The sequence below is a fragment of the Aeromonas sp. s13 genome (genome assembly GCF_040907905.1).
Classification (GTDB): Bacteria; Pseudomonadota; Gammaproteobacteria; order Enterobacterales; family Aeromonadaceae; genus Aeromonas; species Aeromonas veronii.
The window spans coordinates 1-23,812 of sequence record NZ_JBFOCS010000044.1; the positions used below are offsets into that span (position 1 = coordinate 1).

Genomic DNA, 23,812 nt, shown 5'->3' on the forward strand with positions numbered 1-23,812 from the left:
AAATCAGGGCCACTTCGCTTCATATCCTTGATTTACAACTTATCCTGACAAAAATCGGCGCCAATAAAAACCCCGCCGAAGCGGGGTTTTTGATTAGTTGCGGTTGCCGCCAAGCAGGCTCAGCAGGCTCAGGAAAATGTTGTAGATGGAGACATACAGGGTGACGGTGGCGGAGATGTAGTTGGTCTCGCCGCCGCGCACGATCTGCTGGGTAGTCAGCAGGATGGCGCCGGAGGAGAACAGCATGAACATGGCGGACAGGGCCAGGCTCAGGGCGCTCATCTGCAGGAAGATGTTGGCAATCATGGCCACCAGCAGTACCCAGAAACCGACGAACAGCATGCCGCCGATGAAAGAGAGGTCACGCTTGGTGGTAAGGGCGTAGGCCGACAGACCAAAGAAGGTGAGCGCGGTGCCACCGAGGGCCGTCATCACGATCTCGCCACCACCATTGTTCATGTACATGTTGATGATGGGGCCCAGGCTATAGCCCAGCAGACCGGTCAGGGCGAAGGTGAAGACCAGCCCCATGCCGTTGTTGCGATTCTTCTCGGTCAGGAACATCAGACCGTAGACGCCGATCAGGAACACGGCCCAGTGCAGCGGCGGCATGTTCATCACGGTAGCGACCCCCGCCACCACGGCAGAGAAGCCCAGAGTGAGGGAGAGCAGCATATAGGTGTTACGCAGCACCTTGTTGGTATCGCGTACGGCACTTTGGGTGCCAGTGTAGATAGAACGGGTATCCATCTTGGGTGTCCTCTTGATGTCCGGGTGAGACGGCGAGCAGCTGCCTCGTGATCGCTGTTTGTTACTGCATGTTTACGCATTGTATGTAGAACAAATAGGGATGACGAGGAACAATTTCAAGCCACCTGCCATTTTGCTCCCGCACACTATCCCACAGGAAATATGTATTGCATATGAACAAGGGCTTAGCGTAGTATGCACGCCGTTCGGAGGGGTGGCAGAGCGGCTGAATGCACCGGTCTTGAAAACCGGCGATGGGCGACCATCCGTGGGTTCAAATCCCACCTCCTCCGCCATATTCAAAGAGAAAGCCCAAGCGGTCACCCGCTTGGGCTTTTTCGTATCTACGGTTTCTGGCCGAAAATGGTCTTGAAAGAAGGCGCCGACAAAGCGCCCCGGCACTTTATGTCCTAGACCAGAATGACCTGCACATCCTTGGCTTTGATCTGTTCGATGACCTCTTTGTCTGCATCCTTGCCGGTGATCAGAATGTCGATCTTGCTGGCGGCGCAAAACAGCATGCCTGCCCGTTGTCCCACCTTGCTGCTGTCGGCCAGCACTACCAGTCGGCCGACGTGGTTGAGCATCTTCTGCTCCGCCATCGCGGTCAGCATATCCATCTTGTAGAGACCATCCGCGGTGACACCCTTGCCGCTGGTAAACATCCAGTGCCCGGCATAGAGGGAGGAGATCTCGTCCTGCGGTGCCAGGGTGATGGATTGTGACTTGTTGTATTGACCCCCGATGATCACTACGCCGTCATGGTCATTCTCGATCAGGTAGTTGGCGAGCGGGAAGTAGTTGGTGATGACCTGAACATCCTGCCCGCAGATCTCCTGACCCAGCACGAAGGCGGTGGAGCCACAGTTGATGACCGCGCTTTCCCCCGGTTTGATCAGGGCTGCTGCCGCCTGGGCGATGCGCACCTTTTCGCTGTGATTGAGGCTTTCATTGCTGTCGAGCGGAGACCAGTGGGCCTTTCTGGCCTGCATCAGGGCTTCGGCCCCGTTGCGCACCTTGCGCAGCTTGCCGGAGTCATTGAGCTTGTTGATATCGCGGCGCGCGGTGGCCGGAGAGATATCAAAGGCTTGCATTATGCTGTTGACCGACAGATGACGTTTCTGATTGAGCAGTTCCAAAATGGCGTTATGGCGATGTGCTTCTGTCATATCATGCCTAATGATGATTGAATCTGATTGGGTGGTGATTATATCGCGCATAGGTGTGGATGACAGCAACCTTGTTAACTCTTCTGATAATGAGCCTTCAGGCGATTGCCAGACCGGCTTGCCGAGCGTGTTCGACCAGTCGCCCCTTGGCCGTTTTCAGCTTGCTGGCCCACTCTTCATCCTTGGCCCACATCTCCAGCACCAGGGGGCCGTTGTAACCGATTTTTGCCAGAGTGTGGAAAATGGCTGCAAAGTCGACCTCTCCCTCGCCAATGACCAGATCACGGAACTGCCCGCTGCAATCTGCCGTTACCTTGCGGGTGTCTTTGAGGTGGATCTGCACGATATGGTTCGCACTCAGTTGCAGCTCGGTGCAGATGTCATAGTTCCAGCCGGTGATATTGCCGACATCCGGATAGGCCATAAAGTAGGGGGAGGGGATCTGCTTTTTCAGCACCTCGAATTTGCTGAGGGAGTTGAGATAGGGGGTATCCATGATCTCCACACCCAGCATGATGCCTGCCCGTTCCGCCATTTTGGCTGCCGCCTTCATCCCGTCGATGAAGTGGCGGTGGGTCTCGTTGCTTTGCGGTTCGTAATAGACGTCGTAGCCCGCCAGCTGGATGCAGCGAATGCCGAGCTTGTACGCCAGATTGATCGCTTTTTCCATGATGATGGCCGCCTGCTTGCGGATGGCCGGATCCTGCGAACCAAACGGAAAGCGGCGATGGGCGCTCAGGCACATGGAGTGCAGCGGTAAGCTGTGCTGCTCGCACAGGCGTCTGAGCCGATAGATTTCGCTATCTGACCAGTCGAGCCGTTGCAGTTTTTCATCTGATTCATCAATGGATATCTCGATGAAATCAAAGCCAAGCTCCTTGGCCGACAGAATTTTCTCTTGCCACTCCAGTGCAGAGGGCATCGCTTTTTCATATAGGCCGAGGCGTAAGGCATGGTCAAAGTGGTGCATACAAGCTCCTGCATTCAGATAGGGAAATAGCGGTTCAATACCTCGAGGATCCCGCCCTCGTCGTTGCTCTCGCAGGTGACCCGGTTGGCCATCTGTTTGACCTCCTGCTCGGCATTGGCCATGGCGATGCCCATCCCCGCGAGGCAGAGCATGGAGGTGTCGTTGTGGTTGTCGCCGATGGCGACCAGTCGTGCCGGGGTGATCCCTTGCTGATCCAGATACTCCTGCAGTCGCGATCCCTTGCTGTTGCCACGGCGGGCAAAATCAACCCGATTGGCCCAGGACTGTTCACCACTGAAGTGTTCGCGTACCCAAGGGTGATGTGAGAAGGCCTGAATGGCGGTGATCTCTCCCTCGGCCACGAACTTCCAGACATGGCTGCTGTTGGCCAACTCCTCTTCAAACGAGTCAACACTGGCTACCTGCGGCTGGATCGGCGGCGCAAAGCTGCTGGCCCACTGCTGCAGGGCCGCCACGTAGCGTACCGGCTGATGAGCGGAGTAGACCATGCGGTCAGTGACATACATGACGAGGTTAAGTCGGTGCTCCCTTGCCAGCGCGATAAAGCGTTGTGCCAGCTGATGGGGAATGGCGTTCTCTGCCAGCACGGCGCGCCGGTCGTAGTCGTAAACGTAGGTGCCGTTGCAGCAGATGATGGGAGTGGTCAGCCCCAGTTCGTGGTGATAGGGGTGGGCGGCTGTGTGGTGTCTGCCGGTGACCAGCATGACGGTGGCCTGCTCCTTGATCCTCATGATGGCCTCTTTGACGGCCGGCATGATGGTGTGAGCACTGGTCAGGGTGGTGCCATCGAGATCGAGGGCCAGGGCGTGATAGCGCATCGTCTGATCTTCTTGTTATCCGGTGAGGTGGGGGCAATAGAGGGGGGGATTGAGATGACGCCTTGCTGGCTCATCTCCATCACCCTCCCTCGTATTACCCGACGTCTGACAGGTCGTGCTTACAGGAAAGATTTGTAAGGCAGCTCCGGCTCGTCGATGAAGATGTCATCGAACCCGCGCGGGTGCTGGTAGTGCAGCTTGCTCTGGTCGGTCGGGAAGGTGTATTTGCCACCGACTTGCCAGAAGAAGGGGCTGAAGCGATAGCCGAGGCGATCTTTTTTCATGTTCCAGAGTACTTCGATCTCGCGGGGATCGCTTTGGAAGTTGGCCCAGATATCGTGGTGGAACGGGATCACCACCTTGGTGTTGAGGGACTCCCCGGCCCGCAAGATGTCTGATGAGGTCATCTTGTCGGTCACGCCGCGGGGGTTCTCGCCATAAGAGAGCAGCGCCACATCGATCTGGTAGTCATTGCCATGCTTGGCGTAGTAGTTGGAGTAGTGAGAATCACCCGAGTGGTAGAGGTTGCCCCCGGATGTCTTGACCAGATAGTTCACTGCCCGATCATCCATGCCATCCAGAATGCTCTTGTCGGTGGAGGATACCCCCGCCGGCAGGGTGACCAGCGCGGTACGGTCAAAGGCATCGAGTACCTGAATGACGATATCGCCCACCGGGATCTCGTCACCTACGCGGGCTACCACGCAACGCTCGGCAGGCACCCCCCAGCGCAACCAGAGGTCGACACAGGCTTTCGGGCCGATGAACTTCACATGCTTCCCACAGTTTTGCAGCACGGCCGCCGCCACATTGACGTCGATATGGTCGGCATGATCGTGGGTAGCGAGCACTGCATCGATATTTTTAATCCCGAAAGGATCGAGCACGAAAGGTGAGGTTCTCAGGTTGGGTTGCAGCTTGCGCACGCCCCCCATCCGCATCATCTGGTGCTGCTTGTTCATGTAGGGATTGCCATGGGTTCGCTTGCCCGTGCCGCACCAGAAGTCGATGGAGATGTTGGTATTGCCGGCAGACTTCAGCCAGATACCGGTGCAACCCAACCACCACATGGCGAAGGTATTCGGTTTGACCTCTTCCTGCTCAATCTCTTCATTCAGCCAGGTGCCCCACTCGGGGAAGGTGCTGAGGATCCACGATTCACGGGTGATTTCTTCAATCTTGCTCATCTCACATACCTTTCTGATTTGGATGGTTCACACAGTGGTGATTCATCGGGTGATGACATGACTTGCATGGTTGCGAGTCAGTGATTTGCTTTGATTGGTTGTGACTATATTACTCACTTTTGTGATTATCAATGATTGTGGTGATTGTTTTGTGAGATTAATTGCGGCATATCACAATCAAGAGATGGGTATGTTTTTAAGTGATTGTATTTATTGAGTTTATTTGTTTTTAGCCTATTTATAGGGATTCTTTGAATCCTTTTATGCAGCTTTGAGTACCCTTTTAACCTAAATTTCACATCCGGATGGTGGAAAAAAGAGATTCTTCCGACCTCGATCTTCATCACAATAAATCACAAAGTGATTATGTATGATTATTTTGGATTTGATAGTGAGTGGTGGCAGTTGAATCTGCTCGCGGGGCGTCAGGTAAAGCAATGCCCATATGAATGGTGAGATGTCGGCACCAATCCAATAGCCATGAGTTGTCCTCATCTGGACGGAGCATAAATATGGAAACCCTCTACAACGCTTTTTACATCTTTTACAGTCAGGTGATGACCAAGGCACCCCTGCTGTTGGGGCTGGTGACCTGTATTGGCTACCTGTTGCTCAAGCAGGATGGCACGACGGTCGTCAAGGGCACCGTTAAGACCATCGTCGGTTTCATGCTGGTGCAGGTGGGTGCCAGTACGCTGGTGGCAGGCTTCAAGCCGGTGGTGGACAAAATTGCGGAATATCATCACCTCACCGGTTCAGTGATTGATCCCTACACCACCATGATGGCGACCATGGAAACCATGGGAGAGAACTACTCCTGGGTCGGCTATGCGGTATTGCTGGCCCTTGCCCTCAATATTCTGCTGGTGTTGCTGCGGCGCTATACCGGGATCCGCACCATCATGCTGACCGGCCACATCATGTTTCAGCAGGTAGGCCTCATCGCGGTCTTCTATATGGTGATGGGCGCCTCGATGTGGGAAACCATCCTCTATTCCGCCGTTATCATGGCGCTCTATTGGGGGATCTCCTCCAACATCATGTTCAAGCCGACTCAGGAAGTGACTGGCGGTGCGGGGTTCTCCATCGGCCACCAGCAACAGGTTGCCTCCTGGATTGCCACCAAGGTGGCGCCGAAACTGGGCAACAAGGAAGAGAGCGTCGATCACCTGAAGCTGCCAAAGTGGCTGCACATCTTCCACGACAGCATCACGGCGACCGCCATCGTGATGACCATCTTCTTCGGTATCATCCTGCTCTCGTTTGGCCTCGATAATCTGCAACAGATGGCGGGTCAGACTCACTGGTCCATCTACATTCTCGAAACCGGTCTCAAGTTTGCGGTCGCCATTCAGGTCATCGTGGTGGGGGTGCGGATGTTCGTTGCCGAACTCTCCGAGGCCTTCAAGGGGATCTCCGAACGGGTCATTCCCAACGCCGTCCTGGCAATCGATTGCGCCGCCATCTACGCCTACTCGCCGAATGCCATGGTCTTTGGCTTCATGTGGGGGGCTATCGGTCAGTTCCTTGCTGTGCTTGCCCTGCTGGCATTCCAGGCGCCCATCATGATTATCCCGGGCTTCATTCCCATGTTCTTCTCCAACGCCACCATAGGAGTGTTCGCCAACCACTTTGGCGGCTGGCGAGCGGTGATGAAGATCTGCTTCGTCATGGGGATCATCGAGGTGCTTGGCTCTGCCTGGGCTATCCACCTGTTCGCGGTCAATGGCACCAGCTTCAACGGCTGGATGGGGATGGCTGACTGGGCGCTGGTATTCCCGGTGATCATGCAGGGCCTCTCGCTATCTTCCCTGTTCTTCGTGGTGTTACTGGCTGGCGCCGGGCTCTATATGTACTTCGCTTCCCGCACCCTGCGGATGGAGGAGGATATGGCTGTCCCGAGTGCCGCCGTGGCAAAAGAAGCGGCCGATCTGCCAGCCTCGCCAGCCGAGAGTACCAAAGGGGGACATGCAGTGCGGATCCTGGCGGTATGCGGCAACGGTCAGGGCTCATCCATGATGATGAAGATGAAGATCGGCAAGTTTCTCGAGCAGCGTGGCGTGCCCCATGTCATGGACTCCTGCGCCGTGGCCGATTACAAAACCAAGTTGCAGACCACCGACATCATCGTCTCTTCCAAGCATCTTGCCGGCGAGATGAGCCCCGGTGAGGGCAAATTCGTGCTGGGCGTACAGAACATGCTCAACCCCAATTCGTTTGGTGATGAACTGCTGGGCATCATCAAGAACAACTTTGCAAATTAAGCCGATGAGCCTCGCGGCATGTGGCCGCGGGCAAGGAGAACAAGATGAAATTCAAACAATCTCTGATGGAAAACAACTCTGTATTGCTCAATGCGGCCGCCAGCGACTGGCGCAGCGCCATCAAGCTGGGCACCGACATGCTGATCCGCTCCGGTGCCGTGGAGCCGCGTTACCACGATGCGATCATCGGCAGCATTGAAAAGATGGGGCCCTATATCGTGATTGCCCCCCAATTCGCGATGCCCCATGCAAGGCCGGAGGATGGAGTCAATCGCACGGCGTTTGCACTGGTCACCCTGACTACGCCGGTGAAATTTGAAGGGGAAGAGGAGCCGGTGGACGTGCTGGTGACGCTGGCGGGCAGTACCTCGGATGAACACATGGAGGGGCTGATGGAGGTGACTCAGGTGCTGGAGGATGAAAACAGCGAGAGCGGGATCAACCTCGAGAAGCTGCGAACGTGCCAGAGCACGGCAGATGTATTCACCGTCATTGATCAGGCGCTGGCGCAAGTGGTCTGAGGCACCCAACGCGGCCCCGCAAGGGGCCCAGGAGAACGAAATGTACAACTCATTGAAAGAGGCGGTACTGGAGGCCAACCTGCTGTTGCCCCGATACGGTCTGGTTACCCTGACTTGGGGCAATGTATCCCAGATTGATCGCAATCTGGGCGTGGTGGCCATCAAGCCGTCGGGGGTCTCTTACGACAATATGACCGTTGACGATATTGTGGTGGTTGATTTGGCAGGTCAGATCGTCGATGGACATTTATCCCCGTCCAGTGATACCGCAACCCATCTGGTTTTATATAAAGCGTTTAAAGGCATTTCCGGTATTGTGCACACCCACTCCCGTCATGGCACTATTTGGGCGCAAGCAGGAATGGATATTCCCGCCTTGGGTACCACCCATGCCGATTATTTCTATGGCGATATTCCCTGCACCCGTCCGCTGACCGAAGATGAAATTCGCGTTGATTATGAAAAAAATACCGGCAAGGTCATTGTCGAAGAATTTCAGCGACGGGATCTGGATCCGCAGGCCTTGCCAGGCGTGGTCATTACTGGCCATGCTCCGTTTTGCTGGGGCAAGAGTGCGGTGGATGCGGTGCACAATGCGCTGGTGCTGGAGGAGGTCGCCACCATGGCGCTGGCAACCAGAGCGTTGAATCCTGCCATCCATATTGCGCAGGAGTTGTCTGACAAACACTATTTCAGAAAACATGGTGAGAATGCCTATTACGGCCAGCGCTAATTAGTTGACCCGTTATTTAAATTGCCCATCTATTTATGTTAGTGACGTCAGGTTACGGCCCTTTATCGACCTTAAATCAATGGGCCCATTCATTCTGCCAAGGTTTTAAATTGAGGAAATATAGTATGACCAAACCCATGTTACAGATTGCTCTGGATTCTACCGATCTTGCTACCGCCGTGGATATTGCCGATCGCGTCGCCAGTTATGTCGAGGTGATCGAGGTCGGCACTATTCTGGCTTTTGCAGAAGGGATGTCTGCGGTACGCACCATGCGCGAGCGTCATCCTGATCACATTATCGTGTGTGATATGAAGACCACAGACGGTGGTGCCATTTTGGCTCGCATGGCCTTCTCGGCCGGAGCTGACTGGATCACGGTATCGGCTGCCGCACATGTCGCTACCATTGTTGCCTGCAAGAAAGTCGCGGACGAGTTTGGTGGGGAGATCCAGATCGAGATCTATGGCAACTGGACGCTGGATGATGCCAAACAGTGGGCCGATATGGGGATCACCCAGGCTATCTATCACCGCTCGCGGGATGCCGAGCTGGCCGGGGTCAGCTGGACCCAGGCCGATTTGAGCAAGATGCGGGCACTCTCCGAGCTTGGGCTGGAGCTGTCGATCACCGGCGGTATCGTGCCGGAAGATATTCATCTGTTTGAAGGGATCCGGGCCAAGACCTTTATCGCCGGGCGGGCATTGGCATCGGAAAGCGGTCAGGCAACCGCCGAAGCGTTACGCCGAGAGATAAGCAAATATTGGTAACGGAAACAGGATGGCGGCACTTGTACCGCCATCCTGTCTCTTCTCTCATATTCTCTTGCCTGCCAGCCTCATCCCTGTTCACTGCTCTCCTTTTTCCATCGGCAATGTTTTGGTTATTTCGATCTAATTCGTGTCACACCGCCATTCCCGATAGCTGGCGAGGCGGTAGCCGCGCTCGGTGATAAGGGCGGGCAGGGACGGGCCGGTCAGGATCGCCAGTTCGTTGAGGCGGGGCTGGCAGTAGGAGCTGCCCTGCATCTCCAGATCGATAAAGGAGGGGTGGCACATGATCTCGAGCGAATTGGCCCCCAGTTCACTGGCCTCATCGAGCAGTTGCAGCAGGCTGGCTTGGGTCAGCTGCGCGCCGTAGAAGCGGTCGTCGAACCGATCGCAGCTTTGCGGGTGGTTGACGGTCAGGCCGTGGCGGGCTATTTCGTCCCGGTCGATGCGAAGGGGCAGTTCATGCGCTTTGGCGAAAGCCTCCACCAGCGGGTAGAGTGTCGGCAACATATGAACATGGTGGTGGCTGTCGATATGGGTCGGCTGCTTGCCGAAGATCGCGACAAAACGCTGATACTGACTCGCCAGCTCGCCGGATATCTCGGCCAGATCCAGCTCTCCCGCCTCGCTCTTGTGCCAGATCCCCTTGTTGAGCTCGCCCTGTTCGTTCACCAGCGAGGTGAGCGGCGTGAGCGGCTTCCCCCAGCTGAGCATAAAGTGCAGCCCGACTGGCAATTCGGGGAGGCGTTGGGCCAGCCAGGCGGCATGCTCGATGGCGGGGGAGGTGACAATCGCAGTGGTGGAGCTGACGACCCCGTGCTCGAACGCCTCTACGATGCCGTAGTTTTGGGCGCGGCAGAGGCCGAAATCGTCGGCGTTGATGATCAATCTCTTGCTCATGACAGTTCTCTTGCGGTTAAGCGCCCCGCTGGTTCGGGCGGGGCGTGCTGGCCTCAGGCGAGGGCGTCGATGGCGGCGGCGAAGTTGGGCAGGTGTTCGCGGTGGGCCAGCAACAGCTCGCGGGAGACGATGCGGGCATCGTTGTCTGAGTGGATCAGCGGGTTGAGGTTCATCGCCAGCAGCAGGTCATCGAAGTCGCCACTGATGGCAGCCTTGGTGGCGGCTATCTCGAAGCTCTTGATGAGGTGCACCAGCCCGTTCACTTTGTCGTCAAAGCGGGTGAGGCGCGGGTGGGGGATGGCACCGTCACGCCCGATAAGGCAGCTCATCTCCACCGTCCAGTCGGCCGGGATATTGGTGACATGGCCCTGATGGGGCACGATGACGTAGTGCTCGCTCTGCTTGTCGTTGTAGATGGCGCTGATCACTTCGCAGGCTGCATCGGAGTAGTAGGCGCCGCCACGCAGCTCCAGCTCCTTGGGCTTTTCGCATAGCTCGGGGTTCTGGTAGAGCTCGAACAGTTTCTTCTCGACCTGCTGCACCACTTGAGCCCGGGCGCCGCCTTTATAGAACTCGCCCATCTCGATCCCCAGCATCTCTTTCTCCTTGAAGTAGTAACGCAGGTAGGAGCAGGGAAGCAGGCGCAAGCCGCGGATAAAACCGGGGTCGAACGGCAAATCGAAGATGTTCTTGACCGAGCTGGCGCGGGTCAGGCTGCCATCGGCGACCCCTTCCAGCAGCTCGTCAAAGCGGGATTCACCGTTGACCAGCACATCGCCGATAAAGACCAGATGATTGAGGCCGAACAGATCCATGGAGAGGTGATCCTGCTCGGTCAGTTTGAGGGCATCGCGCACGAACATCTGCATACCGACCGGAATGTTGCACACCCCGATAAAGCGGCGGAAGTTGGTATGACGGCGCACCGCTTCGGTCACCATGCCGGCCGGATTGGTGAAGTTAATCAGCCAGGCATCCGGACAGAGCGCCTCGATGTCGCGGATGATGTCGAAGATGACCGGTATGGTGCGCAGCCCCTTGAACAGGCCGCCTGCGCCGTTGGTCTCTTGCCCCAGCATGCCGTGGCTCAAGGGGATGCGCTCATCCTTCTCCCGCGCCTGCAGCTGGCCGACCCGCAGCTGGGTGGTGACGAAGTGGGCACCCACCAGTGCCTCTCGGCGATCCAGGGTTTTGTGCAGGGTCATGGGGATGCCAGCCTGACGGATCATCCGCTGGCAGAGGTCGAAGATGATGTTCAGTTTCTCTTCGCCAGCGGGAATATCCACCAGCCACAGCTCGCTGATGGGCAGCTCGGCATACCGCTTGATGAAACCATCGACCAGCTCGGGGGTGTAGCTGCTGCCGCCGCCTATGGTGACTACCTTGATCTTCTCGCTCATAAATCCCTCTTCATCGATCTTTCTAGGTTTGATGGTGGCCGCTCTGTCTTCATGGTGAGAGGGGCCGCAGCCGCCTGTGGCAGGGGCTGGTCACAATGGATTGGTTCTCTTGAACCGGGTTGTTTAGGTCAGCAACTCGCTGGTCTCAGGCTGAACTTTCGAATTTCGGATAGAGATATTTGCGGTAACTGCCCGGGGTAAACGAGGTGAGCTTCTTGAAGTTTTTGATAAAGAGGCTGACGTCGTTGTAGCCGGTCTCGAAGGCGATATCGGCCACCGAGTTGTTGGTCACCTCCAACTGCATCTTGGCGTAGTTGATCCGGATCTCATTGATGATCTGCATCGGCGTCTTGTTGTAGTAACGCCGGGTGGCCCTGGTCAGATACTCCTGGCTCTTGCCACAGAGGGAGACCATATTGGCCAGCGCATCCTCGGCAAAGAGGGGGCGATCGTGCATCCGCTCCACGGTTTCGTGGAGCCAGAGCGGAAGATCATCGCTAGCGGAGGTGTCCTTGTAGTGACGCAGCCGGTTCATCACCGCGTAGGTCACCACTTCGAGAAATTCGGTCAGCGCCTCTTCCCTAAACCCCGGCGAGACCAGCACCGACTCGATGTAGCTGAGGAACTCGCTCTTGAGCGCATAGGCCTGTGAGGCGATGAAGTGTTCCGGCAGCAGGTATTTGAAGTGCTCGTCAAAATAGGTACGGGTGATCCCGACGTTGAAGATGCGGGTGGTGCCGAACTCGTAGAAGCTTTGATGGCGGGAGCCGAGGGGGATAAACACCACGTCCCCCCGCTCCAGCAGCACCCGCTTGCCGTTGACCTCCTGATAGTAACGACCGGTCAGTACCAGGGTGAACTCGTAGTAGTCGTGCTGGTGCAAACCGGTTCCGCTCACCTGTTTGTTGTAGATGAACATGTGGAATGGTTTGTTGTTAAACAGTTCGGTTTCCCGGATTGTTTTAACGCTCATGAGTCGCTTCCTGATCTGCGGGCCGATGACGGGGCCTCTCGCCCCGTCCGGAGGTTATTGGTTCTGCAGCTTTTCGTGCAGCTCGATCAGCTCGCTGATCAGCTCACGGGCCAGCATGGAGGTCATCAGGTGATCCTGGGCATGGACCAGCACCAGGGTGACCGGGATCTTGCCTTCCCCCTGATCGTCCTCGATCAGCTGGGTCTGCACCAGATGGGCGGCATTGAGCGCCTCGCGGGATTGGGCCATCAGCTGGTGAGCGGCGGCCAGATCCCCCTCCTTGGCCTTTTTCAGCGCGGTGTAGGCGAGACTGCGAGCCTGCCCGGAGTTGATGATGAGCCCCATTACCACCTCTTCCAGATCGTTGCTGGTGGTGGCCTCTTCAGTGATGTTGTCCAGATCGAACATGTGTCGTTCCTTACGTAAATGCGTTAATTAAAACCATGGTTGCGCGCTACCTCGGCAAACCAGTAGCCGCTCTTCTTGATGGTGCGCTGCTGGCTCTCCAGATCGAGGCGGACGAAGCCGTAACGGTTCTTGTAGGCGTTGAGCCACGACCAGTTGTCGATAAAGGTCCACAGGTGATAGCCGCGACAGGCACTGCCCTCTTCCAGTGCGCGATGCAGCCACTGGAGGTGCTCGCGAATGAACTGGATGCGGTAGTCATCCTCCACCCGTCCCTCGGGACCGATAAAGCGCTCTTCCCCTTCGACCCCCATGCCGTTCTCCGAGATGTAGCAGGGCAGGTTGCCGTAGTTGACTCGCAGGTCGGTGAGGATGTCGTAGATCCCTTTTTCGTAAATCTCCCAGCCTCGGTGGGGGTTCATCTTGCGGCCCGGCATCTCGTAGTAGTCGAACAGATCTTCCGGCGTGCGCGGTACACCCTGCCACGCCACCTCTTTTGCCTTGACCCGGCGCGGCTGGTAATAGTTGATGCCGAGGATATCCACCTTGCCGGCGGCGAGCAGCGCCTTGTCACCCTCTTCGATCTGCGGCAGCAAGTCGTACTGCTCTAGCAGCGCGACCAGCTCGGGATCGTAGCTCCCCTTCAGGGCAGGATCGAGGAAGCTCTTGTTGAGCAGCAGATCCGCGATGCGGGAGGCGGCGAGATCTGCCGGATCCTGCGAGCGGGGATAGGTCGGGCTCAGGTTGAGGATGATGCCGATCTCGCCATCATGCTGGCAGGCGCGATAGGCCTGCACGGCACCAGCATGGGCCAGCGCGGTGTGGTAGGCGACGGTGGCCGCCCTACCAAAATCGACCACGCAGGGGTAGTGGTAGTGGCCAAGGTAGCCGCACTCGACCGGCACAATCGGCTCGTTGAAGGTGAACCAGTGCTTGATGCGACCGCCAAACAGGTCGAAGCAGCGGGTGGCGTAGCGCACATAGGCGGCCACCACTTCCCGGCTCTCCCAGCCGCCACGCTCCTGCATGCACATCGGCATGTCGAAGTGGTAGAGGTTGATAAGCGGGGTGATCCCCTCGGCCAGCAGCCGGTCAAAGACGGCGTTGTAGAAGCTGACCGCCTCCTTGTTGATTTCGCCCACCCCGTCCGGGATCAGCCGTGACCAGGAGATGGAGGTGCGAAAACTGTTGTGCCCCAACTGCTTGAGCAGCTTGATGTCGCTCTCGAAGTTGTCATAGAAGGTGGAAGTGTCGGTCGGGCCGACCCCGTTGTGGAAACGCTGCGGTTCGATGGAGAACCAGTAGTCAAAGATATTGGCGGATTTGCCGCCGCGGTTGGCGGCGCCTTCCATCTGCGGGGCCGAGCTGGCGCTGCCCCACCAGAAGTTATCCGGAAAACGATACTGCATGGGTTACTTCTCCAGGCTGTTAGGGGAGGAGTTTTGCTCCTCCCTTGCTGTCATTGGAATGGCTGTTATCAGAACTTCAGAGCCAGAGCGATATCCTCTTCGCTCTCCTCTTCTTCATCGATGACGTTCTGCGCTTTGTTGGCAATCAGCACGAAGGGGATATACATCATGGTCGCGACACCCAGGTTGAATATCGCCAGACAGAAGGCGGCCACACTGCCGTTGGTGTTGAAGAAGGCACCCAGGCCGGTCGGCATGGTCCATGGCGCTATGTTGGTGATGGGCGGGATGATCCCGGCGTAGTAGGCCGCCATGGTGATCCCCATCAGTACCGGGTGCACCAGGATGAAGGGCACCAGCAGGATGGGGTTCATGATGACCGGCAAGCCGAACAGAATGGGCTCGTTGATCTGGAACATGCCGGAGGGCAGACCCAGCTTGGCGACCTGACGGTAGTCATCGCGACGGGAGACCATAAAGATGGCGATGATGAGGCCCAGCGTGGCACCGGTGCCGCCGAGGAAGACGAAGGAGTCGGTGATCGGCTTGGCCCAGAAGTGGAACTGCTTGCCTGCCTCCAGCGCCGCTTCGACCGAACCGTACTGGTTGTAGAGGGCTACGTTTTCCAGGGCGAAGGGGAAAAGTACGCCTGACTCCAGCGCTGTGAGCGCCAGCATGCCGTGTACACCGAAGAACCAGAGGAAGGAGGAGAAGATCACATAGACCCAGCCCACCAGACCCCCCATATTGGCCAGTGGGGTGGAGATACTGTCCATGATCAGCTGGTGAAAGTTGGTGCCAGCATTGTTCAGCAGGTAGGAGATCACCCCCATGATGGAGAGGATGATAAAGCCCGGGATCAAAGCCGAGAAGGAGCGGGAGACAGAAGCTGGAACGCTGTCTGGCAGGGTTATGACCCAGTTGCGACGGACGATAAAGGCGAACATTTCGGCCACGGCGATACCGATCAGCATGCCGGAGATGATGTTGGCTCCGCCCAGCCAGTTGGCGCCGACCGCATAGGCTTCGCCCACGCTGAACGGCGTGACGGTCATAAAGGCTGCAACCGACAGCAAACCGGAGGCCAGGGGGTCGCTCTTGCGCTCTTCGGCCAGTGCCAGACCAATAAAGAAGGGGGCCATCAGGGACATGATCCCCAGGGTGCCGTTATAGACGTTGCCGCCGATGCTCTTGAGGCCATCAAGGATGGCGATGGTGGCGGGATCGATCCGCACGCCGATGGAGTAGAAAAAGGAGCCTTCGCCAAAGCTCAGAAAGACGTTGTTGATGAGAACAAACATGGCCCCGACCAGCGTCAGGGGCATCAGCTTGATAAAACCGTTCTTGATGGCGTTGACATGAGGTTGTTTGCCCAGCTTGACGGCTATGGGCAGTATGACCTTCTCCAACGATGCGATGATGTTACTCACAGGGGTCTCCTTACTGCGCGAGGCTCTTCTTGATGGAGGCTACCGCCGCCTTCAGTACGCCGAGGCCATCGACCTTGCCGTAGAGCAGGGTGTCGATCACCTCGACCGGCTTGCCAGGCAGTTGCTGCTGGATCTCCGGCAGCATGTAGGCGATTTGCGGGCCCAACAGCACCAGATCGGCATCCTGTCCCTTCTCACCAGCCAGGGTCTCCGGGTAGGCATCGATCAGCACCGGCACATCATATTTTTCCGCCTGCGCCTTCATCTTTGAAACCAGCAGTGAAGTGGACATTCCGGCAGAGCAAAACAGGTAGATACGCTTCTTTTCCATAACCCTTCCCTCAACGCTTGAAAACCAAATGAACAGATCGGTCGAGATGCTTGTCTGTCGTGCTAGCAAGACAAATCAATCATCTCCAATTGACCTCATTGTACAGACCTCTAGGTTTCATTTGGTATCTGGATGCTTATATCAATTGTCTCTGATTGACTTGTGGTTTTGCCGTTGGTCACATTTTTGATGGGCAGGCGCAGAGGAAATGAGATGGAAGGGGGCGTAATGAGGATGTTTATCTTGGTTTAATCGTTATTTTTCAGTTGGTTATTTTTATTGTTTTGACTGTTGCGAAAATTTCGGTGGAAAAGATCAATAACGGGTGGTGGCTCACATTTCACACTGGATGCAATCTTATTGATATTTGGTTTTGCGGGGATGGGTTGCCATTTTTTCAGTATGGTGCGAGCTCATTGACCATTGGTGGCAAATGATTGACGAGGGAGGCAGGCTTTTGCCGTACTGAACGGGCTGGTGGAGAGGGGTAGCAGGCACTTTGCTGGGGTTGTGGCGCCAAGTGAGTGCTGAATTAGTAAGGAGTGAATGAGCAAGGGCTGAGGGGGTCAGAGCTGTGAGAGGAGAGGGTACATAGGGGGAAAAAGCCGACCCCGGATTGGCTCCGGGGTCGGCGGGGGCGTTAGATCCGGCCCTGATAGCGCAGGGGGAAGCGGCCCTGACTGTCGGGCTGGCCGAGGAAGGGGAGCCCCTGTTGCATCTGCGGTGGCAGTTCTGGGCCCGGCTTCAGGGTGCCCTGGAACAGGTATTGGCCATTGGGTTGCAGCTCGAGGCGACCCATGGTCTGCACCGCATCCGAGCCCTGCTTGAGTTCGGCCACCAGTTTGGAGTCGAGGCAGGTGAGCTTCAGCTCAGGATCGGCCAGATCCAGCTTGCCCGCCGGGGTATCGGCGCTGGCGTTGTACCAGTCGAGGTTGCCGTAGAGGTTGTCACACCAGGGGTTGCCCTGGGCAAATTGCTCCACTTTGAGCTGCAGCTGGCCGTTGACGGAGATCGGGATCGGCAGGCGCATCGGCACCCGGCTCAGCAACCAGGGGGCGGGGGCGTTGAGGGTCAGATCCCGGCCGAAGGCGGCGCCATTCCACCCGACAACGCCCTGACCATTGAGTCCGTTGCGATCGCCAAAGCGAATGGCCACTTCGGGGGCGAAGCGCAGCAGCGACCAGCCGTTGAGATCCCAGCGCAGCTGGTTCACCGATTCGCTGGCATATTGCAGTCGGGCAATCTGGCCACTCCAGAGGGTGCCGCTCACCCCTTCCAGTTTCAGCAGGTTGGCAACGTTGGCAGGCAGCGGCAGATGGTGAGTCACCAGTGCCGCGGGCAGGGTGGCCAGCAGGAAGAGCAGATAGGCTGCCAGAAACAGGCTGGCAATCAGGATGCGTTTTTTCATTGTGGACGACTCAACTGCAAACGTCTGACCTTGACCAGACCCGGGGCCAGATCCTCGCGGGCGATCTCGATGATTTGAACCTGAATGCCGTGCTGCTCCACCAGCGTGGAGAGCCAGAGCAGCAAGTCATCGAACTGGACCGTGTCGATCCACACTTGCAGCTCCTGCGCCTGGGGTTGCAGCCGGGCAATCTTGATCTTGTGGTTGAAGGCGGTGCGGTTGACCACCCCTTCCAGGGTGCCGCTGGTGTCGATCTGGCGACCCGAGCCACCCTGCATGGCCAGCACCTCTTCCCCCTTCTCCTTGAGCCAGGCGAGGGTCTGCTGCTGGTTTTGCACCTGCCGCTCCCGCTCCGTGATGCGGTTGGCGATGGGTTGCCAGACGCTCCAGTAGAAGAGACCGACCAGCAGCAGAACGCCGCCTGCGGCCACCAGCCGCTGTTCCCGTGCGGTGATGCCGTGCCACCAGCTCTGCAATTTTTCCATCATGATGATTTACCCTTGAGCACCAGTGCGCCCTCTACCTTGCCCTCGGTGCTGCGCACCTCGCCTTGCTGTACCTCGAATTGCTTGCCAGCCAGCTCACGGAACCGCTCGATCTCGGCAAAGCCGGGAGCGGTCACCTGCAGCCTCAGCTCGCGGCGACTGGCATCAAAGCGCATCACCTGTGGCTTCAGGCCGGGTACTTCGGCAAAGGTGGGGGCCAGCTCGGTGAGCATCAGCAGCACGCCGTTTTGCGGGGCTTGTCCCATCTGTTGCAGATGCTGGTTCATCTGGCTGCGCACGTTCACGATGCGGCTCTCACCCGGGAAGATGCGGGTATAGACGGCGCGGATCTCCGCTTTCAGCGCCTTGTCCTGCTCGGTGAGCTGATAGAGCTGCACCCCGCGCTGGCCGAGGGCCACCAGCAGCAACAGGCCGGCGGTGATGGCTACCTTGCGCCACTGCAACCAGTAGCGGGCATATTCGGTCTGCGGCCGGTAGGGGCCGGTCAGCAGGTTGGCCCGGCAGGTGAGGGCCCCCTTGGCCAGCAGCAGCATGGGGAGTTCGGGCTCCGCCGCCTGCCAGTTGGCGGTGGCAATGGCGGGCACCGGGGTGTGGCTGTGGATGGTGACCGGCTCCGCTTCGGTTGCCAGCAAGATAGCCAGCAGCGGTTCGTCGGCGACGATCCCCTGACAGGGGCCCTGGCGTACCAGCCACTCGCTGCCGAGTTGCAGGGCTGACCAGCCATCCGCGGCCTGTGGCAGCGCCAGCACATCGGGCAGCAGTTGCAGGCTTTTGAGGCCAGCGGCATCGAGCCAGCCGAGCCACTCGGCCATCTTCTGCCGATCCACCGCCATCAGGTCGACCTGTTGCCCTTCGTGGGCCAGCACCACCAGATGGAGCTCGTCCACGTCGGAGGCGATCTGCTCCTCTAGCAGGTAGGGGAGGGCCGCCGCCGACTGGCGGTTGTAGCGACCCGGCAGGGTGACGCGCCGGAAGATCAGATCGCTGCCCGGCACTAGCGTGACCACAGGGCGGCCACCGGCCCGCTCCTGCAGCTCGCCCAGGGCATCGGCCGAGGGCAGGGTGCCGGAGGCGATGATCTCCTGCTCCTGACCGGACCAGACCAGCCAGGCTACGGGTTGTTGTTTATTGGTCCCCAGTCGGATGACCAGACTTTCGTTCACGCCTCTCTCTCCTGCGATACCGGTTTGCAAAGGGCGTTGTGCGCCCTGGCAACCGGTGCGCAGCCCGCAGGCTGCATCCAACATCTCTCGTACCCGCGGGCGATGGCCTGCAGGTGCGCTGTTTATTCGGCGCCGCTACTGAGGCGGCGCAGCATCACCAGTTTATTGTCCTTGCCCCGCTGGAACAGGGTTTCGAGCCAGGCCCGGTTATCGCCGACCTCGGCCACGACTCGGGCTTCGAAGAAGTTGCTCTTGACCACCAGCGCATCTTTCAGTCCTTTCACCGAATCGACCGGAGCGAGCATGTCTGTCATCAGCTTGCTCTCTTTCCACCCCTTCTGTGGCCGCTCGTTCAGCACCCGCTTGGCGTCATCCAGCCCGATAGTACCCAGATAGAGGGCGACCAGCAGCTCGGGGCGCTGGGGGGCAAGGGTATTGATATTGATCTTCAACTTGTCGTTGGGCAGGGTGCAGACATAGGGGGCCAGTTTGGCATAGACCTTGGCCGTCACCCCGCGCACCGCCCGCAGCTCATCCTTGCCCAGCATCCACTGGTTGGCGGTCAGATAGGGTGGCTTGAGCCCCTCGTAATAGGCGTCCTCTGCACCAAGGCTGGAGACCAGCACAGTATCCTTGTCGGTCCAGTCACGGATGGCATCGGTGAGCTGGGCTGCCTCGTAATCATCCATCGCCAGCTGTTTGAGCAGTTCGCGAAACACCTGCACCGGATAGGGTTGCTGCGCCAGCTCCTCGCCGCTCCCCGCCTTGGAGGCCACGCTCAGGCTGTTGAGGTTGAAGCAGGATTGCAGGTCGGTCACCTCGCCCTTGAGCTGGCCATCGTCCACCGGAAATACAGTGTTCTTGCGGGCCCAGTTCTGGCTGAGGTTGACCACCTCGGGATTGTCCTTGAAATCCTGCGTCAGCACCTTGCTCACCAGCGCTTCTGCCGAGAGGGCATACCACCACGCCTGTTTGCCTGTGGTGATGTTGGCGGTGCGGCGCAGCTCAAGCTGCAGGCGGCCGCTCATATTGCTGGCAATGATCACCATCACCGAGAGGATCAGCAGCACCACCAGCAGCGCCATGCCGCGCTGGCGACCGGGAGCAGCGAGATTAGCCCGCATTGGCGCCCCCTCCGTTCTGGCTGTCACCATTACCGCCATTGGTATTGCCGTTGCCGCCGTTGTTCCCGTTATTGCTGTTGTTGCCGCCCCCCTGGTCGGGGTTGCTGCTCTGGCTGTTCTCTTCGGCGCGCTGGCCACCGGCGCCAATCAGGAACTGACGACGAATGGTGCCGTAATCTTCCAGATCCAGCTCCACTGCCAGTCCGTGGGGCAGCACGCTGCGCTGGGTCCACTCCTCTTTCCAGTTGCCCTTGTCGAAGAAGTAGAGGCGAAACGCCGTGACTCCCGCCAGCACCGGCTGGATGCGTGGCTCGGTGCCGATCACCGGATCCGGATAGAGATAGCTCAGGCGCTCCAGCTTCTGATCCTTGAGACGCCAGCCGACCCGTTGCAGATGGGAGCGGGGCAGCATGCCGTCCGGGTTGAGCCAGCCGCTGCGCATAAAGGCCATGCCCCAGTCATCGCTCTGCTGGCCGAACCGGGAAGCCGCCAGCAGCACCTTGTTGTTCTCCCCTTCGATGCGACCGCTGCGCGGCACCATCTGGGTGATGTCTCGCTCCAGCAGGGTGAAAGCGAGTTGCAGTTCGTTGAGGCGGGCCTCCTTGCGCTTGGCCACCTCGTCGCTGGTGAGCACCCCCTGCAGCACCTGATAGGCACCCATGCTGAGAGTGGCGAAGATGGCGATCGCCACCAGCATTTCGAGCAGGGTGAAACCGGCATGGCGGACGGGGCGAGGCGTGCGGGCAACATGCTGGGTCATCGGCTGATATAGGTCCGCATCATGGCGACCGGGTTCTCGGCCTTGGCCTCGGTGCGCACTTCTATATCGAGCGCCCGGAAGTTGTTGTCGGCGGTGGCGACGCCGCGATAGCGCCAGTACCAGGTGCTGCCCGCCATCTGCTCATCCCCTTCCACCCAGCTGTCGCCGGGCCACTTGTTCTCGAGCTTCTGTTGCACCAGCTGGTTCTCTACCACCCAGGTGGCGAGTGTCTTCTGCTCCAGATAGTTGAGGGCCGAGAGGTGTTCGCTGGCGGTTTTCATTACCGCGAGACCCGCGATGGCAAAGACGGCCAGTGCGACCATCACTTCGAGTAAGGTCATGCCACGCGCGTTCATCGTGCCACCTGTTGAGGGTGTGGTTGGCACAGAAGTAGCGCCACCATGACTCCTTTCTCAAACAACGTCATGCTGCGGGCGTTCATTCGCTCACCTCTTCATCTTCATCGCCGGTGAGCAGGGTGAGGCGGCCGAACTCGTCCCCCTTGACGATGCGGGTGTAGCGGGTATCGTCATCCTGCTGGGTGAAGGTGAGCACGAACGGGCTCAGCTCGCCGCCCGGGAAGATCAGCAGCTGCGGCGTGCGCTCCTTCTCGTCGCGCTTCTGTTCGGTCTTTTCGTCGGGGTCCGGCTGCCAGCCAAAGCCTTCCAGCTCCAGCGCCAGCGTCATGTTCTCGGCCAGTTGCACCGGCCCCAGCTGCTTATCGCCAGTCAGGGCCAGCCACTTGCGATCCTTGGCCTGACGCTGCATAAACTGCCAGCCGTTATCCTCGATGCGAATGCCTACCAGCCGACCATCCATCACCGCATACTCCTGCGCCAGCTGCAGCGTCGCCATCAGGCGACGCGCCTGCTTGTCCAGCTCCCTATCCCCTCTGGCGCCTCCCATGCTGAGAGTGACGGCGGTGGCCACCAGCCCCATCAGCATGGCGACCAGCAACACTTCCAGCAGGGTAAAGCCGGATTGGCGATGAAAGGAGAGAGAGCGCTTCATGCAGTCAGCTCACAAGGAGTGCGGTGGCGACATATCACTTATTGGAAATCCTTCAGGTTCCAGTTGCCGATGTCGTCATCGGTACCGGCTTCGCCATCCAGACCCATGGAGAAGATGTCGATCTTGCCGAACTGGCCCGGGCTCAGCAGCTGGTACGGGTTGCCCCAGGGATCTTGCGGCAGGCGCTTGATGTAGCCGCCATCTCGGTAGCTGCGCGGCGCCGGATCGATGGAGGGCTTGGTCACCAGCGCGTCCAGACCCTGTTCGGTGGTCGGGTAGCGGTTGTTGTCCAGCTTGTACATGTCGAGGGCATTTTCCAGCGCCACGATATCGGAGACCGCTTTCTGCTGGTCAGCTTTCTCCTTGTTGCCCATCAGGTTGGGCACCACCAGACTGGCCAGAATGCCGAGGATCACGATGACCACCATGACTTCCAGCAAGGTAAAACCGGATTGACGACGTTTGTTCATGAGTTGCTCCGTAACGAATGAGATGGGATGGCCCATCAGAGAGTGATCACTGGGTGGGTTCGACGGGCCGCCAGCGGCGCCACCGAACACCGGAAACTTACATATTCACCATATTGTTGAGCTCGAGGATCGGCTGCAGGATCGACATCACGATAAACAGCACCACCCCGGCCATGGAGACCACCAGCATGGGTTCGAACACCCCGAGGGCGATATTGACCTGGGATTCAAACTCCCGATCCTGGTTGTCCGCCGCCCGCTCCAGCATGCTGTCGAGCTCGCCGCTCTGCTCGCCGGAGGCGATCATGTGCAGCATCATGGGCGGGAAAATCTTGGTCTCGGTCAGCGACTTGCGCAGACTGGTCCCCTCGCGCACCCGTTCGGCGGCCTCGAGAATGCGCATTCTGGCAAAGTCGTTGGAGAGCACTTCGCCGGAGATCTTCATCCCCTCCAGCAGGGGCACCGCGCTGGCGTTGAGGATGCTTAACGTGCGAGCGAAGCGGGCGGTGTTGAGACCGCGACTGACCCGGCCAATCACCGGCAGGCCGAGCAGCACCTGATGCCAGCGTCGGCGACGCTTTTCATCGGTGAGCCACCAGCGCCAGACAAAGCTGCCAAGGAAGATCAGCAGCAGGAACCAGAGGCCGTAGGCCTGCATCAGTTCGCTGGTACCGATGAGAAAACGGGTGGTGCCCGGCAGCTGCTGGCCCATGTGTTCAAACTGGGCCACCACCTTGGGCACTACGGCGGTAAGCAGGATCGAGATAACCCCGATAGCCACGCAGGTAAGCACGATGGGGTAGATCATCGCCTGCAACAGCTTGGTGCGCATATGCTGGCGCTGTTCGGTGTAGTCGGCGAGGCGGTTGAGCACCTTCTCCAGATGGCCCGATTTTTCACCGGCCGCCACCATGGAGCGAAACAGCTGGTCGAACACATGGGGAAAAGCCCCCAGCGAGTCGGCCAGCGAATACCCTTCTACCACCTTGCTGCGCACGGTCGCCACCAGAGAGCGCAAGTGGGCCTTTTCGCACTGCTCGGCCACCGCCTTGAGCGCCTCTTCGATGGTGAGACCGGCCCCCACCAGAGTGGCCAGCTGGCGAGTGATCAGAGCCAGCTCGGCAGTGCTGGCACCACGACGAAACAGGGCGAAGCGGGTCGCTTCCCTTTTCGCCTTCTCGGTGGTCTCGTTCACCTCGAGGGGGGTGAGCCCCTGTTCGCGCAGCAGCTGGCGAACCTGTCGGGCCGAGTCGCCCTCCATCACACCGCTCTTGCTGCGCCCCTTGTTGTCGAGGGCCTTGTATTCGAATGCAGCCATC

The 23,812-nt window shown here is 58.4% G+C and carries 24 protein-coding genes, 1 tRNA gene and 1 pseudogene; 5 read left to right on the plus strand and 21 right to left on the minus strand.

The window, feature by feature from the left end:
* Positions 1-93 precede the first annotated feature (93 nt).
* A complete protein-coding gene (locus tag AB5Y82_RS07800; protein WP_005338308.1) occupies positions 94-750 on the minus strand; it encodes a Bax inhibitor-1/YccA family protein in 657 nt (218 codons plus the stop codon).
* 208 nt (positions 751-958) lie between these two features.
* Between AB5Y82_RS07800 and AB5Y82_RS07805 the strand changes: the two genes are divergently transcribed.
* Positions 959-1,046, plus strand: a tRNA-Ser gene (locus tag AB5Y82_RS07805).
* A gap of 114 nt (positions 1,047-1,160) precedes the next feature.
* Here AB5Y82_RS07805 and ulaR read toward each other — a convergent pair.
* The 4 genes from ulaR to ulaG form a co-directional block, all read right to left on the minus strand.
* Positions 1,161-1,919, minus strand: a complete 759-nt coding sequence (gene ulaR / locus AB5Y82_RS07810; RefSeq protein WP_042061977.1) for an HTH-type transcriptional regulator UlaR — start codon at positions 1,917-1,919, stop codon at positions 1,161-1,163.
* A gap of 97 nt (positions 1,920-2,016) precedes the next feature.
* Entirely contained in the window at positions 2,017-2,889 is an 873-nt protein-coding gene (locus tag AB5Y82_RS07815; RefSeq protein WP_069526316.1) for an L-ribulose-5-phosphate 3-epimerase, read from the minus strand.
* Between the two features lie 14 nt (positions 2,890-2,903).
* The gene (locus tag AB5Y82_RS07820) at positions 2,904-3,728 is read right to left on the minus strand and encodes a Cof-type HAD-IIB family hydrolase (RefSeq protein ID WP_111900389.1); all 825 of its coding nucleotides are present in this window, start codon (positions 3,726-3,728) and stop codon (positions 2,904-2,906) included.
* A gap of 119 nt (positions 3,729-3,847) precedes the next feature.
* Positions 3,848-4,915, minus strand: coding sequence for an L-ascorbate 6-phosphate lactonase (gene ulaG, locus AB5Y82_RS07825; protein WP_111900390.1), 1,068 nt, complete (start codon positions 4,913-4,915; stop codon positions 3,848-3,850).
* A 512-nt stretch (positions 4,916-5,427) separates the two neighbouring features.
* On the opposite strand from ulaG, the gene AB5Y82_RS07830 reads away from it, so the two are divergent.
* The 4 genes from AB5Y82_RS07830 to AB5Y82_RS07845 all read left to right on the plus strand — a co-directional run bounded on the left by AB5Y82_RS07830 (position 5,428) and on the right by AB5Y82_RS07845 (position 9,203).
* On the plus strand, positions 5,428-7,179 hold the full coding sequence (locus AB5Y82_RS07830) for a PTS ascorbate-specific subunit IIBC (protein WP_111900391.1): 1,752 nt from the start codon (positions 5,428-5,430) through the stop codon (positions 7,177-7,179).
* 44 nt (positions 7,180-7,223) lie between these two features.
* The gene (locus AB5Y82_RS07835) at positions 7,224-7,700 is read left to right on the plus strand and encodes a PTS sugar transporter subunit IIA (protein ID WP_111900392.1); all 477 of its coding nucleotides are present in this window, start codon (positions 7,224-7,226) and stop codon (positions 7,698-7,700) included.
* Between the two features lie 40 nt (positions 7,701-7,740).
* Positions 7,741-8,433, plus strand: a complete 693-nt coding sequence (locus AB5Y82_RS07840; RefSeq protein WP_111900393.1) for an L-ribulose-5-phosphate 4-epimerase — start codon at positions 7,741-7,743, stop codon at positions 8,431-8,433.
* A 125-nt stretch (positions 8,434-8,558) separates the two neighbouring features.
* Positions 8,559-9,203 (plus strand): 3-keto-L-gulonate-6-phosphate decarboxylase UlaD, encoded by a 645-nt coding sequence (locus tag AB5Y82_RS07845; protein ID WP_111900394.1) that lies wholly within the window; start codon positions 8,559-8,561, stop codon positions 9,201-9,203.
* 123 nt (positions 9,204-9,326) lie between these two features.
* Here AB5Y82_RS07845 and chbG read toward each other — a convergent pair whose 3' ends face one another.
* The 16 genes and pseudogenes from chbG to exeF all read right to left on the minus strand — a co-directional run bounded on the left by chbG (position 9,327) and on the right by exeF (position 23,811).
* Positions 9,327-10,103 carry a chitin disaccharide deacetylase gene (chbG, locus tag AB5Y82_RS07850; RefSeq protein WP_111900395.1) on the minus strand — a complete coding sequence of 259 codons (777 nt, stop codon included), beginning with the start codon at positions 10,101-10,103 and terminating at the stop codon, positions 9,327-9,329.
* 53 nt (positions 10,104-10,156) lie between these two features.
* On the minus strand, positions 10,157-11,503 hold the full coding sequence (locus tag AB5Y82_RS07855; RefSeq protein WP_111900396.1) for a 6-phospho-beta-glucosidase: 1,347 nt from the start codon (positions 11,501-11,503) through the stop codon (positions 10,157-10,159).
* A gap of 145 nt (positions 11,504-11,648) precedes the next feature.
* Positions 11,649-12,476 carry a transcriptional regulator ChbR gene (gene chbR / locus AB5Y82_RS07860; RefSeq protein ID WP_111900397.1) on the minus strand — a complete coding sequence of 276 codons (828 nt, stop codon included), beginning with the start codon at positions 12,474-12,476 and terminating at the stop codon, positions 11,649-11,651.
* 54 nt (positions 12,477-12,530) lie between these two features.
* On the minus strand, positions 12,531-12,884 hold the full coding sequence (gene chbA, locus AB5Y82_RS07865; protein WP_005350025.1) for a PTS N,N'-diacetylchitobiose transporter subunit IIA: 354 nt from the start codon (positions 12,882-12,884) through the stop codon (positions 12,531-12,533).
* A gap of 23 nt (positions 12,885-12,907) precedes the next feature.
* The gene (locus AB5Y82_RS07870; protein ID WP_111900398.1) at positions 12,908-14,290 is read right to left on the minus strand and encodes a glycoside hydrolase family 1 protein; all 1,383 of its coding nucleotides are present in this window, start codon (positions 14,288-14,290) and stop codon (positions 12,908-12,910) included.
* A gap of 68 nt (positions 14,291-14,358) precedes the next feature.
* Complete coding sequence (chbC, locus tag AB5Y82_RS07875; protein ID WP_111900399.1) at positions 14,359-15,720, minus strand: PTS N,N'-diacetylchitobiose transporter subunit IIC; 1,362 nt, start codon at positions 15,718-15,720, stop codon at positions 14,359-14,361.
* A 10-nt stretch (positions 15,721-15,730) separates the two neighbouring features.
* On the minus strand, positions 15,731-16,051 hold the full coding sequence (locus AB5Y82_RS07880) for a PTS sugar transporter subunit IIB (RefSeq protein WP_005350034.1): 321 nt from the start codon (positions 16,049-16,051) through the stop codon (positions 15,731-15,733).
* A 640-nt stretch (positions 16,052-16,691) separates the two neighbouring features.
* On the minus strand, positions 16,692-17,459 hold the full coding sequence (gene exeN / locus AB5Y82_RS07885; RefSeq protein WP_111900400.1) for a GspN family type II secretion system protein ExeN: 768 nt from the start codon (positions 17,457-17,459) through the stop codon (positions 16,692-16,694).
* The gene (gene exeM / locus AB5Y82_RS07890) at positions 17,456-17,947 is read right to left on the minus strand and encodes a GspM family type II secretion system protein ExeM (RefSeq protein WP_111900401.1); all 492 of its coding nucleotides are present in this window, start codon (positions 17,945-17,947) and stop codon (positions 17,456-17,458) included. Before exeM ends, exeN begins: the two co-directional genes overlap by 4 nt.
* Positions 17,944-19,128 (minus strand): GspL family type II secretion system protein ExeL, encoded by a 1,185-nt coding sequence (exeL, locus tag AB5Y82_RS07895; protein WP_368173832.1) that lies wholly within the window; start codon positions 19,126-19,128, stop codon positions 17,944-17,946. The genes exeM and exeL overlap by 4 nt, the downstream gene beginning before the upstream one ends.
* Before the next feature lie 122 nt (positions 19,129-19,250).
* Positions 19,251-20,252, minus strand: a complete 1,002-nt coding sequence (gene exeK, locus AB5Y82_RS07900; RefSeq protein ID WP_368173833.1) for a GspK family T2SS minor pseudopilin variant ExeK — start codon at positions 20,250-20,252, stop codon at positions 19,251-19,253.
* Between the two features lie 112 nt (positions 20,253-20,364).
* Positions 20,365-21,012: pseudogene (gspJ, locus tag AB5Y82_RS07905) on the minus strand (type II secretion system minor pseudopilin GspJ); the annotation flags it as partial.
* Positions 21,009-21,368 (minus strand): GspI family T2SS minor pseudopilin variant ExeI, encoded by a 360-nt coding sequence (exeI, locus tag AB5Y82_RS07910; protein ID WP_368173834.1) that lies wholly within the window; start codon positions 21,366-21,368, stop codon positions 21,009-21,011. The gene exeI and the pseudogene gspJ, both read right to left, overlap by 4 nt.
* Positions 21,369-21,450: 82 nt before the next feature.
* Complete coding sequence (gene exeH, locus AB5Y82_RS07915) at positions 21,451-22,023, minus strand: GspH family T2SS minor pseudopilin variant ExeH (protein ID WP_111900405.1); 573 nt, start codon at positions 22,021-22,023, stop codon at positions 21,451-21,453.
* 38 nt (positions 22,024-22,061) lie between these two features.
* On the minus strand, positions 22,062-22,493 hold the full coding sequence (gene exeG, locus AB5Y82_RS07920) for a GspG family T2SS major pseudopilin variant ExeG (protein ID WP_005338297.1): 432 nt from the start codon (positions 22,491-22,493) through the stop codon (positions 22,062-22,064).
* Between the two features lie 97 nt (positions 22,494-22,590).
* Positions 22,591-23,811, minus strand: coding sequence for a GspF family T2SS innner membrane protein variant ExeF (gene exeF / locus AB5Y82_RS07925; RefSeq protein WP_005338296.1), 1,221 nt, complete (start codon positions 23,809-23,811; stop codon positions 22,591-22,593).
* Position 23,812 lies beyond the last annotated feature (1 nt).

Coding starts and splice junctions, on each gene's coding strand:
- chbG (WP_111900395.1), bottom strand. CDS start 10,103: ATGAGCAAGAGATTGATCATCAACGCCGACGATTTCGGCCTCTGCCGC.
- AB5Y82_RS07830 (WP_111900391.1), top strand. CDS start 5,428: ATGGAAACCCTCTACAACGCTTTTTACATCTTTTACAGTCAGGTGATG.
- ulaR (WP_042061977.1), bottom strand. CDS start 1,919: ATGACAGAAGCACATCGCCATAACGCCATTTTGGAACTGCTCAATCAG.
- AB5Y82_RS07840 (WP_111900393.1), top strand. CDS start 7,741: ATGTACAACTCATTGAAAGAGGCGGTACTGGAGGCCAACCTGCTGTTG.
- exeG (WP_005338297.1), bottom strand. CDS start 22,493: ATGAACAAACGTCGTCAATCCGGTTTTACCTTGCTGGAAGTCATGGTG.
- AB5Y82_RS07845 (WP_111900394.1), top strand. CDS start 8,559: ATGACCAAACCCATGTTACAGATTGCTCTGGATTCTACCGATCTTGCT.
- exeN (WP_111900400.1), bottom strand. CDS start 17,459: ATGAAAAAACGCATCCTGATTGCCAGCCTGTTTCTGGCAGCCTATCTG.
- exeI (WP_368173834.1), bottom strand. CDS start 21,368: ATGAACGCGCGTGGCATGACCTTACTCGAAGTGATGGTCGCACTGGCC.
- AB5Y82_RS07870 (WP_111900398.1), bottom strand. CDS start 14,290: ATGCAGTATCGTTTTCCGGATAACTTCTGGTGGGGCAGCGCCAGCTCG.
- AB5Y82_RS07880 (WP_005350034.1), bottom strand. CDS start 16,051: ATGGAAAAGAAGCGTATCTACCTGTTTTGCTCTGCCGGAATGTCCACT.
- AB5Y82_RS07815 (WP_069526316.1), bottom strand. CDS start 2,889: ATGCACCACTTTGACCATGCCTTACGCCTCGGCCTATATGAAAAAGCG.
- exeF (WP_005338296.1), bottom strand. CDS start 23,811: ATGGCTGCATTCGAATACAAGGCCCTCGACAACAAGGGGCGCAGCAAG.
- chbR (WP_111900397.1), bottom strand. CDS start 12,476: ATGAGCGTTAAAACAATCCGGGAAACCGAACTGTTTAACAACAAACCA.
- chbA (WP_005350025.1), bottom strand. CDS start 12,884: ATGTTCGATCTGGACAACATCACTGAAGAGGCCACCACCAGCAACGAT.
- AB5Y82_RS07820 (WP_111900389.1), bottom strand. CDS start 3,728: ATGCGCTATCACGCCCTGGCCCTCGATCTCGATGGCACCACCCTGACC.
- exeK (WP_368173833.1), bottom strand. CDS start 20,252: ATGCGGGCTAATCTCGCTGCTCCCGGTCGCCAGCGCGGCATGGCGCTG.
- exeM (WP_111900401.1), bottom strand. CDS start 17,947: ATGATGGAAAAATTGCAGAGCTGGTGGCACGGCATCACCGCACGGGAA.
- AB5Y82_RS07835 (WP_111900392.1), top strand. CDS start 7,224: ATGAAATTCAAACAATCTCTGATGGAAAACAACTCTGTATTGCTCAAT.
- exeH (WP_111900405.1), bottom strand. CDS start 22,023: ATGAAGCGCTCTCTCTCCTTTCATCGCCAATCCGGCTTTACCCTGCTG.
- AB5Y82_RS07800 (WP_005338308.1), bottom strand. CDS start 750: ATGGATACCCGTTCTATCTACACTGGCACCCAAAGTGCCGTACGCGAT.
- ulaG (WP_111900390.1), bottom strand. CDS start 4,915: ATGAGCAAGATTGAAGAAATCACCCGTGAATCGTGGATCCTCAGCACC.
- AB5Y82_RS07855 (WP_111900396.1), bottom strand. CDS start 11,503: ATGAGCGAGAAGATCAAGGTAGTCACCATAGGCGGCGGCAGCAGCTAC.